This window comes from Ramlibacter tataouinensis (genome assembly GCF_027941915.1).
In the GTDB taxonomy this organism is placed as follows: domain Bacteria; phylum Pseudomonadota; class Gammaproteobacteria; order Burkholderiales; family Burkholderiaceae_C; genus Ramlibacter; species Ramlibacter tataouinensis_C.
Genome location: NZ_CP116009.1, coordinates 1,917,349 through 1,932,782, shown reverse-complemented (window position 1 = coordinate 1,932,782; position 15,434 = coordinate 1,917,349). Strand labels below are relative to the sequence as shown.

Below are 15,434 nucleotides of genomic sequence, written 5' to 3'. Positions count from 1 at the left end.
CATGACCCAGGGATTGATCCGCATCCGCGGTGCCAGGCAGCACAACCTCAAGAACCTCGACCTCGACCTGCGCACCGGCGAGCTGACCGTGGTCACCGGCCCCAGCGGCTCGGGCAAGTCCAGCCTGGTGTTCGACACGCTCTACGCGGAAGGGCAGCGCCGCTACGTCGAGACCTTCTCGGCCTACGCGCGCCAGTTCCTGGACCGCATGGACAAGCCGGCGGTCGACCGGGTCGAGGGCGTGCCGCCGGCGATCGCGATCGACCAGACCAACCCGGTGCGGTCCTCGCGTTCCACCGTCGGCACCATGACGGAGCTGAACGACCACCTCAAGCTGCTGTTCGCCCGGGCCGCCGAGCTGTTCGACCGCAAGAGCGGCCGCCGGGTGCGGCACGACACGCCCGAGACCATCTACGCCGAGCTGATGGCGCGCACGAAGGACGGCGATCCGCGCCTGGTGGTGACCTTCCCGGTCGAACTGCCGGCCAGCACCACGCCGGAGGAAGTCGAGCAATGGCTGGCCGCCAGCGGCTTCACCCGGGTGCAGGCGCAGCGCGAGGTGGCGACCGTCACCGGCCCACGCAAGGTGCTGGACGTGGTGGCCGACCGCTTCCGCATCCAGGGCGTGGAGAAGGTGCGCGCGATCGAGGCGATCGAAGTCGCGCTCAAGCGCGGGGCCGGGCGGATGGCGGTGTACGCCACCGTCGCGGAAGACGAGGCGCAAGTCTGGAAGTTCTCCACCGGCCTGCACTGCCCCGACAGCGACATCCGCTACGCCGACCCGATCCCCTCGATGTTCTCGTTCAACTCGCCGGTGGGCGCCTGCGAGACCTGCCGCGGCTTCGGCCGGGTGATCGGCGTCGACTACGGGCTGGTGATCCCGAACGACAAGCTGACGCTGCGCGCCGGCGCCATCAAGCCGATGCAGACGCCGGCCTGGCAGGAGTGCCAGGACGACCTGATGCGGCACGCCGAGACCGCCGGCATTCCGCGCGACACGCCCTGGTACAAGCTCACGCCCGAGCAGAAGCAGTGGGTGATCGACGGCACGCCCAATTACAAGGAGGGCAACTGGAGCAAGCAGTGGTACGGCGTGCGGCGCTTCTTCCAGTACCTGGAGAGCAAGGCCTACAAGATGCACATCCGCGTGCTCTTGTCCAAGTACCGCAGCTACACCCCGTGCGAGGCCTGCGGCGGCGCGCGCCTGAAGCTGGAAAGCCTGCTCTGGCGACTGGGCAGCCGCGAAGCCGCCGATGCCGTGCTGCCGCCGGCCCGGCGCTTCCTGCCGGTGGGCGTGGACTGGCCGCGCGAGCAGCTGGAAGCGCTGCCGGGGCTGTCGCTGCACGACCTGATGCTGCTGCCGATCGACAAGCTGCGGCAGTTCTTTGCCCAATTGGAGCCGCAGGCGGGCGCCGATGCGCCGGCCGGCGAGCACCAGGCGCTGAAGCTGCTGTTCGAGGAGATCACCACCCGCCTCAAGTACCTGGTCGACGTCGGCATCGGCTACCTGACGCTGGACCGCCAGAGCCGCACGCTATCCGGCGGCGAGGTGCAGCGCATCAACCTGACCACGGCCCTCGGCACCTCGCTGGTGAACACGCTGTTCGTGCTGGACGAGCCCAGCATCGGCCTGCACCCGCGCGACATGAACCGCATCACCGAGGCGATGAAGCGGCTGCGCGACGCCGGCAACACGCTGGTGGTGGTGGAGCACGACCCGGCCGTGATGCTGGCGGCCGACCGCATGATCGACATGGGCCCCGGCCCCGGCGAGCGCGGCGGCCAGATCGTGTTCGACGGCGCCACCGACGACCTGCGCCATGCCGACACCCTGACCGGCGCCTACCTGGGCGGACGCAAGCAGGTCGGCATGGGCTTCAAGCGCGCCGTCACCGCCGCCACGCCGCGGCTGGTGCTGGAAGGCGCCTGCGAGCACAACCTGAAGAACCTGTCGGTGGAGTTTCCGCTGCAGCGGCTGGTGGTGGTGACCGGCGTGTCGGGCTCGGGCAAGTCGACGCTGGTGCAGGACATCCTGGCGCCGGCGTTGCTGCGCCATTTCGGCCGCGCCACCGAGACGCCCGGCCACCACGAGCGCCTGCTCGGCGCCGACCACCTGGGCGACGTGGTGTTCGTCGACCAGTCGCCGATCGGCAAGACCGCGCGCTCCAACCCGGTCAGCTATGTCGGCGCCTGGGACAGCCTCCGCGAGATCTTCGCCAACTCGGCGCTGGCGCGCCAGCGCGGCTACACCGCCGCCAAGTTCAGCTTCAACAGCGGCGACGGCCGCTGCCCGACCTGCGGCGGCTCCGGCTTCGAGCACGTCGAGATGCAGTTCCTCTCCGACGTCTACCTGCGCTGCCCCGACTGCGACGGCAAGCGCTACCGCCCCGAGATCCTCGAAGTCACGATCGAGCGGAAATCGGGGTCAGATTCCAATTTCCGCCGGCTGAACGTGGCCGACGTGCTGGATCTGACCGTCAGCGAGGCCGCCGCGCTGTTCGCCGACGACCGCGACGTGATCCGCGCGCTGCAGCCGATCGTCGACGTCGGGCTGGAGTACGTGAAGCTGGGGCAGCCGGTGCCCACGCTCTCGGGCGGCGAGTCGCAGCGGCTGAAGCTGGCCGGCTTCCTGGCCGAGGCGGCGAAGTCGGCCAGCAACAGCCGGCAGGGCCTGGCGCGCAAGGGCACGCTGTTCCTGTTCGACGAGCCCACCACCGGCCTGCACTTCGACGACATTGCCAAGCTGATGCGCGCCCTGCGCAAGCTGCTGGAGGCCGGCCATTCGCTGGTCGTGATCGAGCACAACCTGGACGTGATCCGCGCCGCCGACTGGCTGGTCGACCTGGGCCCGGAAGGCGGCGAGGCCGGCGGCCTGCTGGTGGCCGAAGGGCCGCCGGAGGAGCTGAAGCTGCATCCGGCGTCGCACACCGCGAAGGCGCTGCGCGAGTACGACGGCACGCTGGGGGTTGCCGAGCGGCGGCCCGACACCGCGCTCGCTGCGGTGAAGCCGACCGGGCCGGCGAGGCCGGCGGCCATCCAGATCGTCAACGCCCACGAGCACAACCTGAGGAACCTGTCGGTCGACATCCCGCACAACCGCTTCAGCGTGATCACCGGCGTGTCGGGCTCGGGCAAGTCGACGCTGGCCTTCGACATCCTGTTCAACGAAGGGCAGCGGCGCTACCTGGAGTCGCTCAACGCCTACGCGCGCAGCATCGTGCAGCCGGCCGGCCGGCCCGAGGTGGACGCGGTGTACGGCATCCCGCCCACCGTGGCGATCGAGCAGCGCCTGTCGCGCGGCGGCCGCAAGTCCACCGTCGGCACCACCACCGAGGTCTGGCACTTCCTGCGCCTGCTGTACGTCAAGCTGGGCGTGCAGCACTGCGTCAACGAGGGCGCCGAGGTGCGGCCGCAGACGCCGGACAGCATCGCCGCCCAGATCATGCGGCGCTACCGGGGCCAGCACGTCGGCCTGCTGGCGCCGCTGGTGGTCAACCGCAAGGGCGTGTACACCGAGCTGGCCGAGTGGGCGCGGGCGCGCAAGTACACCCACCTGCGGGTGGACGGCAACTTCCTGCCCACCGTCGGCTTCCCGCGCATCGACCGCTTCAAGGAACACACCATCGAGCTGCCGGTGTGCGACCTCGACGTGTCCCCGGCCCACGAGGCGCTGCTGCGCGACAAGCTCGCCGAGGCGCTGGAGCATGGCAAGGGCGTGCTGCACCTGCTGGCGCCGCTGGACGGGCTGCGCGCCGCCTTCGCCAACGGCGAGGCGCAGCATGGCCACATCGGCCAGGTCGAGGTGTTCTCCACCCGGCGCGCCTGCCCGGTGTGCAGCACCAGCTACGCCGAGCTGGACCCGCGCTTGTTCTCCTACAACAGCAAGCACGGCTGGTGCCCGGAGTGCGTCGGCACCGGCGTGCGGCTCACGCGCGAGCAGCGCAAGGCCTTCGACGACACCGTGCTCGGCGCCGACGACAACAAGGGCCGCGAGCAGACCTTCGCCGAGCCGGAGGTGGAGGACCTCACCGACGAATGCTGCCCGTCCTGCCAGGGCACGCGCCTGAACGCGCAGGCGCGTGCGGTGAAGTTCGACGGCATCGGCATCGCCGAGATCGCCGCGCTGTCGGTCACCGACGTGCGGCGCTGGGTCGAGCGCCTGCAGCGCGCCGGCGGCCTGACCGACCGCGAGCAGGGCATCGCGCGCGACCTGATCCCGGAGATCCGCAGCCGGCTGGAGTTCCTGGAGGAAGTGGGCCTGGGCTACCTGACGCTGGACCGCGGCGCGCCCACGCTGTCGGGCGGCGAGGCCCAGCGCATCCGGCTGGCGGCGCAGCTCGGCTCCAACCTGCAGGGCGTGTGCTACGTGCTGGACGAGCCGACCATCGGGCTGCACGCGCGCGACAACCAGATCCTGCTGGATGCGCTGCACAAGCTGGGCGACAAGGGCAACACGCTGGTGGTGGTGGAGCACGACGAGGACACCATCCGCCGCGCCGACCACATCATCGACATCGGCCCGAGCGCGGGCAAACGCGGCGGCCGCGTGATCGCGCAGGGCACGGCGCAGGACGTGGTCGCGAGCGAGGAATCGCTGACCGGGCGCTACCTGCTGCACGCCATGCGGCATCCGCTCAAGCCGCGGCGGGCGATCCCATCCACGGACGATCCTGTCTTGCCACCCCCGCGCAACGATGACCCGGGCGACGTGAGCTTCCTCCAGCTGCGCGGCGCGGATCTGCACAACCTGCGCCAGGTGGACGTCGACATCCCGCTGCGCCGGCTGGTCGCCGTCAGCGGCGTGTCCGGCTCCGGCAAGTCGACGCTGGCGCGCGACGTGCTGCTGCACAACGTGCAGGCGGCCGTGCAGCAGCGCAGCACCAAGGCCGGCCGCGAGGCCGACGATCGTGGCAAGCACCCGGCGTGGAGCGGCTGCGCGGCGCTCGACGGCTACCAGGCGATCGATCGCGTGCTGGAGGTGGACCAGACCCCGATCGGCAAGACGCCGCGCTCCTGCCCGGCCACCTACATCGGTTTCTGGGACACCATCCGCCGGCTGTTCGCCGACACGCTGGAAGCCAAGGCGCGCGGCTACGGCCCGGGACGCTTCTCCTTCAACACCGGCGAGGGCCGCTGCCCGACCTGCGAAGGCCAGGGCGTGCGCACCATCGCCATGAGCTTCCTGCCGGACGTGAAGGTGCCCTGCGAGTCCTGCCACGGCGCCCGCTTCAACCCGGAGACGCTGGCCGTCACCTGGCGCGGCAAGAGCATCGGCGACGTGCTGCAGATGGAGGTGGACGAGGCGGTCGAGTTCTTCGCCTCCATGCCCAACGTCAGCCACCCGCTGCAGCTGCTCAAGGACGTGGGCCTGGGCTACCTCACGCTGGGCCAGCCCTCGCCCACGCTGTCGGGCGGCGAGGCGCAGCGCATCAAGCTGGTGACCGAGCTGTCCAAGGTGCGCGACGACATCACCCGGCGCGGCCAGAAGGCGCCGCACACCCTGTACGTGCTGGACGAACCGACGGTGGGCCTGCACATGGCCGACGTGGAAAAGCTGATCCGCGTGCTGCACCGGCTGGTGGACGGCGGCCACAGCGTGCTGGTGATCGAGCACGACCTGGACGTGATCGCCGAAGCCGACTGGATCGTCGACCTCGGCCCCGAGGGCGGCAGCGCCGGCGGCCAGGTGGTCGCCGCCGCGCCGCCCGAGGAAGTGGTGCGGCTGGGCACGCACACCGGCAAGGCGCTGGCTCCGGTGCTGGCAAGGGCCTGAGAACCATGCACACCTTCTTCAACGACCGCCACGCCCTGCACCACGGCCGCCACGAGATGTTCCGCGGCGAGCTGGTGCCCTGCTTCGAGGTGCCGGCGCGGGCCGACTACGTGCTGGAGGCCCTGCGCTCGCGCCAGCTCGGGCCGATCGAGTCGGCGCTGCCGGAGGTGGGCCTCGACGTGCTGGCCCGCGTGCACGCGCCGCGCTACCTCGACTTCCTCGCCGGCGCCTGGGACGAATGGGTGGCGCTCGACCCGAAGAACGCCGAACGCGATGCGCTGCCCTCGTACTGGCCGATCCGCACCTTCCGCAGCGACGTGCTGCCGGCCAGCTTTCCGGCGCGCATGGGGCTGTTTTCCTTCGATGCCGGCTCGCCGCTCACCGCCGGCACCTGGCAAGCCGCGCGTCAGGGCGCGGCGTGTGCCGTGGCCGGTGCCCGCCACCTGCTGCAGGGGCACCGCAGCGCCTTCGCGCTGACGCGTCCGCCCGGCCACCACGCCGGCGCCGACTTCTTCGGCGGCTACTGCTTCCTCAACAACGCCGCCATCGCCGCCCAGGCGCTGCGCGATGGCGGCATGGACAAGGTGGCGATCCTCGACGTCGACTACCACCACGGCAACGGCACCCAGGCCATCTTCTACGAGCGGGCCGACGTGTTCTTCGCCAGCGTGCATGGCGATCCGCACACCGAGTACCCCTACTTCCTGGGCTACGCCGACGAGCGCGGAGCCGCCGCCGGCGAGGGCTGCAACCTCAACCTGCCGCTGCCGCGCGGCACCGGCTTCGATCGCTGGCGCGAAGCATTGGCCACGGCGCTGCAGGCGATCGCCGCGCACGGGGCGCAGGCGCTGGTCGTCTCGCTCGGCCTGGACACCTTCGAGGGCGACCCGATCGCCGGCTTCCGTTTGCGCAGCGCCGACTACCTGCGGGTGGGCGAGGCGCTGGCGGCGGCCGGGCTGCCGACGCTGTTCGTGTTCGAAGGCGGCTATGCGGTGGCCGAGGTCGGCGTGAACGCCGCCAACGTGCTCGAGGGATTTCGCCAGCACGCCGGCTGAGCCAGCCGGCGCAAGGGCCCGAACGGGCCGCCTGGCCGCCCAGCTTCGTTACCGCTGTAGTCGCGCATTACACCCGTCGCGCCGACGTGCTGCCGACACTGGCCGCAGAGCGGGCAGTAGCCGCAGGGCGGGGCAGCGATGCAGCGACGGGAATTCCACAAGGGCGCGATCAGCGTCGCGGTGCTGACCCTGCTGGGCGCCGTCGGTTGCGGGGGCGGCGGCGGTGGGAGCGACAGTGCGGCTGCCCCCGGTCCCGCCAGCGGCGTCGGCCCGGGCGGTGATTCCGGCGTGCAGCCGGATGCATCGGCCGTCGCACCGGTGGGTCGGATCGGCTCCAACCTGTCGGGCATGGAATGGGCCGACGGCGTGCGCGCCAGCGACGCCACCGCGCCCAACCTGGACTTCACCGTGCCGCGCGCGGCCGAGGTGCGCTGGCTGGCCACCCGCGGCTTCGGCAAGAACCGCCTGCCGTTCATGTGGGAGCTGCTGCAGCCGATGCTGGTGGACACGTCGGCCAACGCGCAGGCGCGCGCCCTGATCGGCGAGCCCGGTGCGCTGCACGCCGGCTACGCCGGCTACATCGACACGGTGCTCGATGCCCATGCCGCCGCCGGCACGCGCTGCATCCTCGACTGCCACAACTACTGCCGCTACCGCGACTTCCGCTTCCAGCCGGACGGCTCGGTGATCGGGCTGACGCAGCCGGCCGATCCGCTGCGCCGCGCCTACACCACCGACCCGTCGCAGGTGTTCACCCGCATCATGGCGACCGCGCCCGGCGCCACGCTCAGCCCGGCCGCGTTCGCCGACTTCTGGCGCCGGCTGGCGCAGCGCTGGGGCAGCCATCCGGGCTTCGGCGGCTACGGCCTGATGAACGAGCCGCACGATATGCCGCTGCCCGGCCAGGTCACGGACTCCACGCCAGTCGGCGGCGTCGGCGAGGACCTGCTGATCTGGCCGGTGTTCGCCCGCGCCGCGATCGACGCGATCCGCGCGGTGGACCCGGCCGGCACCATCTACCTCTCCGGCAACGCCTGGGGCGGGGCGATGAACATCGGACCCGCGTTGAACCCCGCCTGGCCGCTGGCGGGCAGCAACCTCGTGTACGAGGTGCACAGCTACGTGGACGCCTTCAACAACGGCAACGGCTTCGACTGGGAGCTGGAGGTCGCCAAGAACTTCACGGCCGGCTTCGGCGTCGGACCGATGACGCTGGACACCGGCGTCAACCGCATGCGCATCGCCACCGACTGGGCCCATGCCCACGGCACCGTCGTGGCGCTGACCGAAACCGGCATGCCGGTCGACGATGAGCGCTGGCACGAGGCCTTCCGCCGGATGATCGACCACACCTGGGCCAACGGCTGGGAGATCCAGACCTGGATCGGCGGCAGCCACTGGGCCGCGCGCAACCACGGGATCAACCACGTGCCCGGCTGGCACCAGCACCGCACGCTGGAACCGATGGTGGCCGGGCCGATCAAGGCGGCCGCCGGCATCGACCAGGCCGACCTGTTCGACGCCGGGCCCGGCGCGGCGGCCGGCGGCGCGGCTGTGACGATCACCGTGTTCGCCCGCGGCAACCTGGCGGCGCCGGCGGCGCTGACGGTCAGCTCCGATGCCGGCGGCAGCTTCAGCAAGACGGCGCTGCTGATCCCGGCAGGGCCGAACGGACAGGACTCGTTCGCCTTCACGCCGGCCCCGGACAGTGTCGCCACGCTGAGCTACCAGGCCGCAAGCGGACGGCAGGTGCCGCCGCCGCGGCAGGTCTATTCGATCGCCGATCCGGTCGCGCAGGCCGCGACGTCGCTGGAGAACGCCGCGCGGGCGATCCTGGCGCGCCACTCGGCGGCGCTGTGGGACTTCGCCGATGGCTTCACCGACTACCTGCTGGGCCGTCCCGCGCAGGACGGCGAGCCGGTGCGGGCGGTGGCCGACAGCGGCTTCGCCTCGGGCGTCGGCAACCCGATGGAAATGCTCAACTGGATGAACCAGGACAGCGCCAACTCGGGGCCGCGGCAGCCGCCGGTGCTGCGCCGCACCGGCCACCCGCACGCCGACCTGACCGGCGCCGGCGCCACCGGCCTGTGGTGCCGCAAGGCGATCCCCGGGCCGACCTATCCCAACCCGAGCAACCAGGCGCCCTGGAACCTGCAGGACGACCACTTCGTGCTGGCCGCGATCGGCCTGCCGCTGGCCGGCGCCGGCGGCGTGGTGTTCCGGGCCGGCGTGGTGGGGCTGCCCGGGGGCAGCGTGGAGCTGGCGCTGGCCAACGGCCAGCCACAGGCGAGCTGGAGCGGCGGCGGGGGCGGCACGCTGACGCTGTCGGCACCGGCGCCCGCGGTGGGCGCGACCCACGTGCTGGCGCTGGTCGGAGGGCCCGGTGGGCAGCAGTTGCGGGTGGATGGCGCGGTCGCGGCTACCGGGAATGCCGCGCCGGGCGCCGGGCCGGTCGGCGACCTGCTGATCGGCTGGGGCGATCCGCTGCAGCCGCAGACGCGTACCTTCGGCGGCCATGTCCATGCGGTGGTCACCGGGCGGGGGCGGCCCAGCGACGCCGAGCTCGGGGTGCTGGAGCGCTGGCTGGCGGGCCGGGCGGCCGGTTGAGACCCCCTTTCACCTGCGCGACACCCGGCGGGTGTTTCCCCGGTTGAGGCGCGGCCGCGGTGCCCCTCCAATGCCGGCACCGCCATTCACCACAGGAGCCTGATTCCGATGCGCCGCCGCCACCTGATCCAGCTTGCCGCCGCTGCCGCGGCCCTGCCCGCCGTGCCCGCCTTCGCCCAGGGCGCGGGCGCCTTCCCGAACAAACCGATTCGACTGGTGATCGCCTTCCCGGCCGGCGGCCCCACCGACATCACCATGCGCCAGCTGGCCGACAACGCCGGCAAGGTGCTGGGCCAGCCGGTGGTGGTGGAGAACAAGCCGGGCGCCGGCGGCACGCTGCCGGCCCAGCAGCTGCAGACCTCGCCGGCCGACGGCTACACGCTGGCGCAGATCCCGCTGGGCGTGTTCCGGCTGCCGTACACCACCAAGATCAACTGGGACCCGGTCAAGGACATCGCCTACGTCCTCAACGTCACCGGCTATGCGTTCGGCATCGTGGTGCCGGCCGACAGCCCCATCAAGAACTGGGCCGACTTCGTGGCCTACGCCAAGGCGAACCCGGGCAAGTTGAGCTACGGATCGACCGGCACGCTGACCAGCCCGCACCTGACGACCGAGCTGATCGCGCAGAAGCTGGGCGTGCAGCTGAACCACATCCCCTACAAGGGCAGCGCCGACCTGGCCCAGGCCATCACCGGCGGCCACATCATGGCCGCCGCCGATTCCACCGGCTTCGCGCCGCTGGTGCAGGCCGGCAAGCTGCGCGTGCTCAACACCTGGGGCGAGAAGCGGCTGGAGAAATTCCCCGATGCGCCGACGCTCAAGGAGCTGGGCCTGGACATCGTCCAGAACTCGCCCTTCGGCATCGGCGCGCCGCGCGGCACGCCGCCGGAAGTGGTGGCCAAGTTGCACGACGCCTTCAAGAAGGCGATGGAAGAACCCAGCTACGTGCAGGCGCTGGCCCGCTACGACATGGTGCCCATGTACATGAGCCCGGCCGGCTACACCAAGTTCGCGCAGGACACCTTCGCGACGGAGAAGGCGCTGGTGGAGAAGCTGGGGCTGGTGAAGGCGAATTGAGCTGCGCTCGCGCGCATCGTGGTGGTTGCCCCGCCAATGCTCGTCACCCCCCGCGAAGGCGGGGGATCCAGCGCAACGCGCCAGCGCTTCCTAGCTATTGCACGCCGCGGGGGACCGGCGTGCGGGTTCGAGCCTTTGATGTGGCTGGCGGCACACGAAGACCGCCGCAGGCGTTAGGCTGCAAGAGCAACCGCACACATCGAACATGACTTCTGCAACTATTAAGCTGTTTCTTCCGCATGGGGACGCAAAAAGTCTGCGGACCGCGGAAATCTCGAACTGGAGTGGCAAGGCCATTGCTGCTCCTCGTACCGAACTTGACGAGCTCCTGTCGCGGGAGGAACTCGATAAGCCTGGCATCTACATCCTGCTTGGAACTGATCCAGAAACTAATGCGCCGCGAGCGTATATCGGCGAGGCGGAAGTTCTTCGTGAGCGCCTGAAGCAGCACAAATCCAAAGAGTTCTGGATTGGGGCTATCGCGTTCGTGAGCAAGGACGAGAACCTAACAAAGGCTCACGTGCGCCATCTAGAGAGCCGGCTTCTATCGGAGGCGACATCGGTCGGGCGCTACGCTCTCGATCAGAACCAAGCCGGGGGCTCCAAGCTGCCGGAGTCTGATCGAGAGGATATGGAGGTGTTCCTGGGGAGAATCCGGCAGCTCTTGCCGGTACTCGGGTCCGACATCCTGACGCCAGTCGTGCAGCAGGCGACATCAATGTCGGCTCCAGACCTCCTGTTCTGCACCGTTAAGAATGCGGAGGCTCAAGGCAAGCGCAGCCCGAACGGATTTGTGGTCTATAAGGGCTCCACAGCGGTAGCCGAAGAGCGACCATCGGCGCATCAGTGGGTCAAGAACCTTCGACAGCAGTTGCTTGACGAGGGGACTCTCGTCATCGAGAACGGCCTGCTGAGGTTTGTGAAGGATGCCGAGTTCTCTAGCCCGTCTTCTGCAGCGGCGACCATCAAGGGCGGGAACGCCAATGGCCTGACAGCTTGGCGAAGGAAAGACGGCACAACCCTTCGAGAATTGGACGAGATGGCATGACCGCGATGGTCGAGGAAAAGCTGCCGGCAACTGCAGGGTTGCAGCCCTAACAGGTCATTCGACTCGGACGTGGAGCTTGCCCGCTTCCGTTGACTCCTTGACGAAGAGAGTGGTCGATGAGAAGAGTTTCGAGTCAGTCGAGCGACTCTGTCTCGGTTTAAGCGCAAGGCGGCACGACCAGGGCGAATCGACGATGAAGATGATCGACACGTTCCAGGACGAACACGTGCTGATCGATCGGGTGCTCGGATCTTTTCGCACGTACGTCGATGGGCTCGCCGCCGGAACGGCGGCTCTGGACGACGGCAGGCGGTTCGCCGCCTTCTTCACCGAGTTCGCCGGCCATTTCCACCATGAGCGCGAGGAGCGGGTGTTCCTCGCTGCGCTCATGAAGGATGCGGAACTGCCGGGCGACGGCGGACCCGTGCACGCCGTCCTTCAGGAGCACGCCGAGATGGAGGCGTGGTTGCGCGATGATGGCGCCGTTCCTCGAACAGGGCCCGCCGTCCGGCGACGATCGGGTCCGGCTCCGGTCCCTGGCGATCCGCTACTCGCACGCGCTCTGGCGTCATATCGACGCGGAGAACTCCGTCCTGTTCCCGGAGGGTGCGGAGCGGCTTCGCCGGTGCGGCCTTCACGAGTTGCCGGATCGGCCGATGAACGAGACGGAGGCGGCCGCACGTGAGGGCGCCGCGGCCCTGCTGGTCCGTTACCCGTCGGTCGAGGACAGTGCGCTCACGCGCGGCGATGGTTGTTTCATGTGCCGAGCCCACGGCGAGACGTGCAACGGACTCGAAGCCGAGTGGTGGACCGATCTCGAATGGGACGAGTTTCACATCAGGTGACGCAAGCGACTGACCTCCTCGTGCGCCAGCAAGGCCAATGACTTGCTAACCCAAGAGCCAAGATGAAGAACAAGAAGTCGATCACCTGGCTGCGCTACGTCGTCGTGCAGCATGCCCTCGGACTCGGTTTGACGACGGGCGCCGCGCTCCCGCTGCTCAACGCGGCGTTCCGCCCGGACCCGGGTTACGACGTCGTGCACGCGCTCGGGTTGTCGGTGCCGTTCTTCGTGACCGCCTGGTGCCTCTTCGGTATCTACCGGTGGCGTAAGGACAAGCAGGCGGCCGCCCCTCGGCAGCCCTCGCGACCGCAGTAGGCGCGTCGGCTGTCCCATGAAGGCATCTGCAGACGAGCTTCAGAGGCCGCATGCCGCGCGGAAACTCGCGTGCGTGGGGCTGCTCCTGTGGGCCCTTGCGCCCACGTCCTGGGCGGCAGCCCCGTCATGTCCTGCCGGTGGGCTTGTCACCACCCCGGAGGTGCTGGTGTGCGACAAGGGCCAGCCGCAAGGCGCGGACTGGTTCGCGCGATTGCAGATCTGGCCCCGTTCCGACCGGGTGCTGGGTATCGACGCCAGCCAACTCGATCCCTCCTGGGTACGGGCCGCTCTCCTCAGGAAGGAACACTTTGCAGCCTTCGAGGGGGCCAGCGCGTCGGTCGACCGCCTGTTGTCCAGCGGCGCTGCCGGAGCTTCGCCTTCGATGCCGATGTCGATCGGGACGGAAGCCCGGACAAGGTCGCGGTGGGTGTGTACGAGGACGCTTCGGGGAAGATCGGCAGCTTTGTCCTGGTGGCTGCACGCCGGCCGAACGGAGAGTGGGCCGAGCTGGCCAGCTTCCGCGGATCGAGCCCCGACCCGAAGGCGGGCAATTTCAGCGTGCTGGTCAAGCGCCAACGCCGCATCGACTGGTGCGTCTTCCTGCCCTGCCGGAACACCGGAGAGGGCAATGATGGCAACACGATCAGCTGGAGCAGGAAGAAGGGCTTCCATCTGGCGGATATGTCGATCGAGTGACAGCCTCCAGGTGCGTGGATTCCTCCACACGAGTGCTGGGTGATGCCGATCCGCCGGCCTGTCTGCAGGACGTGCGGGACTGTCGTAGGCTGTTCCTGCGCACGCAGGAGGCCCGACCATGACCATCCACCTCGACCACGTCGTCGTCCACTCGCAAGACCGCATTGCTTCGGCCCGGAAGATCGCCGAGCTGCTGGGTGTCCCCTGGTCGGCGAACGGCGGGCCGGGGCCGTTCTCCGCGGTCTACGTCAGCGACACGCTGACGCTCGATTTCGACGAGATGCAGGAGCCGTTCCCGGTCGGCCACTTCGCGTTCCAGGTGCCGCCCGAGCGTTTCGATCAGATCCTGGGTCGGCTGCAGGCCGCCGGCATCGCCTGGCGCAGTCGACCCGACGGCCCGGCGGACCGGCGGGTCGGCAGCCACGGCGGTGGGCGGCTGGTGTACTGGGACGAACCGCGCGGTCACATCTGGGAGATCCTGACCGTCAGTTACGCCCGTGCGCCGGCCGGCTGAAGGGCCGGCCATGGCCTGGCCCGTGGTGCCGCGGGCCGACATCGCACCGACGGCTTCAGGCACAGTTCACCACGACCGCGCCCATCGGCATGCCGAGCAGCGCAAGGCGGTCGCCCGGCTGCGCCGTATGGTCGTCGCCCGGCTGGAGCACGTAGTCGTGCGGATCGCCCTCGCAGGTGAGCCAGATCACGCCAGCCGTGCAGGTGAGCCGCAACGGGGACAGCGCTCGCAACGAGGCGGCGCGCGGTCCGCTGCGGCTCAGCTCGATCGTTTCGGGCAGATCGCCGGCCCGGCGCCGCCGCCGCGGGGTGGCCTGCGGGCCGATCTCCTGCAGTTGAAGCTGGTAGCAGGAGGGTTGCGGCAGCAGCGCCGCGCGCCGCGAGTGCCGAGGGCGGGCGGGACGGCAGGTGGAAAACTCGGTCAGCGTCGTCATGGTCTTCTCGCTTCGGCGCGACCTGCGCCTGAAGACTCATTGTTCGAACGCCGGCACCGGCCGTCACGCGAAATGCGCGCCGGACTCACATGCCTGGCAGGCATGTCACCTGATGGCCGGATCGGGCAGCTGCCGCGCTTCCTCGAGGATCCAGCCGGCGACGTCCGCCACCTCCCGGCGCGGGGCGGGGCTGGCCTGCACCAGCCAGTAGGAGAAGGCGCTCGGGGCGCGCGGGTGCGTCGCATCCAGCACCCGCAGCCGCTGGTCCTGCAGCATCGGCGCCAGCAGCTCCAGGCGGCCCAGCGCGATGCCCTGGCCGTTCACGGCGGCGTGGATCACCTGGTCGTACTGGTTGAAGCGGAGGATGCCGCGCGCCTGCGTCCGGCTCCATCGGCGCGCTGCCAGCCAGTCGTCCCATTGCAGCCAGGGCCGCCGGTCCTCGTACTCCAGCAGCACCTGCCGAGCGAGCGTGCGCGGGCTGGCCAGCGAGCGCAGCCGCAGCACCGGGCTGGCCACCGGGGCGATGGTTTCGCCGAACAGCTTGACCGCGCCCGGCGGTGCCTGGCTCTCGGCGCAGTAGCGGATCGCCAGGTCGATCTGCTCTGCCGCCAGGTTCAGCACCTGGTTGTTGGCCGCCACGCGCACGTCGACGGCCGGATGGCGGCGCTGGAATTCCCCCAGCCGGGGCAGCAGCCAGAGCGCCGAGACGCCGATGCTGGCCGTGATCGTCACCGGCCGCCGGCCGTCCGCGGCCAGGCTGGCCACCGCATCCTGCATCTGCTGCAGCGCCGCATCGGCGCTGCGGAACAAGCGTTCGCCCGCCTCGGTGAAGGAGACCTGGCGGTAGCCGCGGTGCAGCAGCTTGACGCCCAGCGCATCTTCCAGCGCCCGGACCTGCTTGCTGATGGCCGATTGCGTCACGCACAGGTCGTCGGCCGCCGCCGTGATGCTCATGCGGCGCCCGACCGCGACGAAGCCCCGGACGAGGTCAAGCGGGGGCAGGCGGACAAGTGGGAGTGACATGCCGGCAGCTCATGGGATCAGGGGCATTATCCCGGCCCCCGCCCGG

The 15,434-nt window shown here is 70.0% G+C and carries 11 protein-coding genes and 1 pseudogene; 10 read left to right on the top strand and 2 right to left on the bottom strand.

Translation table 11 applies throughout. From position 1 onward, the window contains the following. The first annotated feature begins 1 nt into the window (after position 1). The 10 genes and pseudogenes from uvrA to PE066_RS09085 all read left to right on the top strand — a co-directional run bounded on the left by uvrA (position 2) and on the right by PE066_RS09085 (position 13,932). Positions 2-5,773: an excinuclease ABC subunit UvrA gene (gene uvrA / locus PE066_RS09130; RefSeq protein WP_271236236.1), complete on the top strand. Its 5,772-nt coding sequence runs from the start codon at positions 2-4 to the stop codon at positions 5,771-5,773. 5 nt (positions 5,774-5,778) lie between these two features. Further along, positions 5,779-6,828: a histone deacetylase family protein gene (locus PE066_RS09125; protein ID WP_271236235.1), complete on the top strand. Its 1,050-nt coding sequence runs from the start codon at positions 5,779-5,781 to the stop codon at positions 6,826-6,828. 138 nt (positions 6,829-6,966) lie between these two features. Next, complete coding sequence (locus tag PE066_RS09120; protein ID WP_271236234.1) at positions 6,967-9,435, top strand: glycoside hydrolase family 5 protein; 2,469 nt, start codon at positions 6,967-6,969, stop codon at positions 9,433-9,435. 108 nt (positions 9,436-9,543) lie between these two features. Beyond that, positions 9,544-10,515: a tripartite tricarboxylate transporter substrate binding protein gene (locus PE066_RS09115; RefSeq protein WP_271236233.1), complete on the top strand. Its 972-nt coding sequence runs from the start codon at positions 9,544-9,546 to the stop codon at positions 10,513-10,515. 205 nt (positions 10,516-10,720) lie between these two features. Beyond that, entirely contained in the window at positions 10,721-11,563 is an 843-nt protein-coding gene (locus PE066_RS09110; RefSeq protein ID WP_271236232.1) for a GIY-YIG nuclease family protein, read from the top strand. Positions 11,564-11,756: 193 nt separating this feature from the next. After that, positions 11,757-11,978 (top strand): annotated as a pseudogene (locus tag PE066_RS21425) (hypothetical protein); the annotation flags it as partial. A 58-nt stretch (positions 11,979-12,036) separates the two neighbouring features. After that, a complete protein-coding gene (locus PE066_RS09100) occupies positions 12,037-12,408 on the top strand; it encodes a hypothetical protein (protein WP_271236230.1) in 372 nt (123 codons plus the stop codon). Positions 12,409-12,470: 62 nt separating this feature from the next. Then, entirely contained in the window at positions 12,471-12,722 is a 252-nt protein-coding gene (locus PE066_RS09095; RefSeq protein WP_271236229.1) for a hypothetical protein, read from the top strand. Between the two features lie 423 nt (positions 12,723-13,145). Further along, the gene (locus PE066_RS09090) at positions 13,146-13,418 is read left to right on the top strand and encodes a hypothetical protein (RefSeq protein WP_271236228.1); all 273 of its coding nucleotides are present in this window, start codon (positions 13,146-13,148) and stop codon (positions 13,416-13,418) included. A 118-nt stretch (positions 13,419-13,536) separates the two neighbouring features. Continuing rightward, on the top strand, positions 13,537-13,932 hold the full coding sequence (locus PE066_RS09085) for a VOC family protein (RefSeq protein ID WP_271236227.1): 396 nt from the start codon (positions 13,537-13,539) through the stop codon (positions 13,930-13,932). A 55-nt stretch (positions 13,933-13,987) separates the two neighbouring features. Here PE066_RS09085 and PE066_RS09080 read toward each other — a convergent pair whose 3' ends face one another. Then, positions 13,988-14,365: a DUF2917 domain-containing protein gene (locus PE066_RS09080; RefSeq protein WP_271236226.1), complete on the bottom strand. Its 378-nt coding sequence runs from the start codon at positions 14,363-14,365 to the stop codon at positions 13,988-13,990. Between the two features lie 105 nt (positions 14,366-14,470). Then, on the bottom strand, positions 14,471-15,388 hold the full coding sequence (locus PE066_RS09075; RefSeq protein ID WP_271236225.1) for a LysR substrate-binding domain-containing protein: 918 nt from the start codon (positions 15,386-15,388) through the stop codon (positions 14,471-14,473). Positions 15,389-15,434 lie beyond the last annotated feature (46 nt).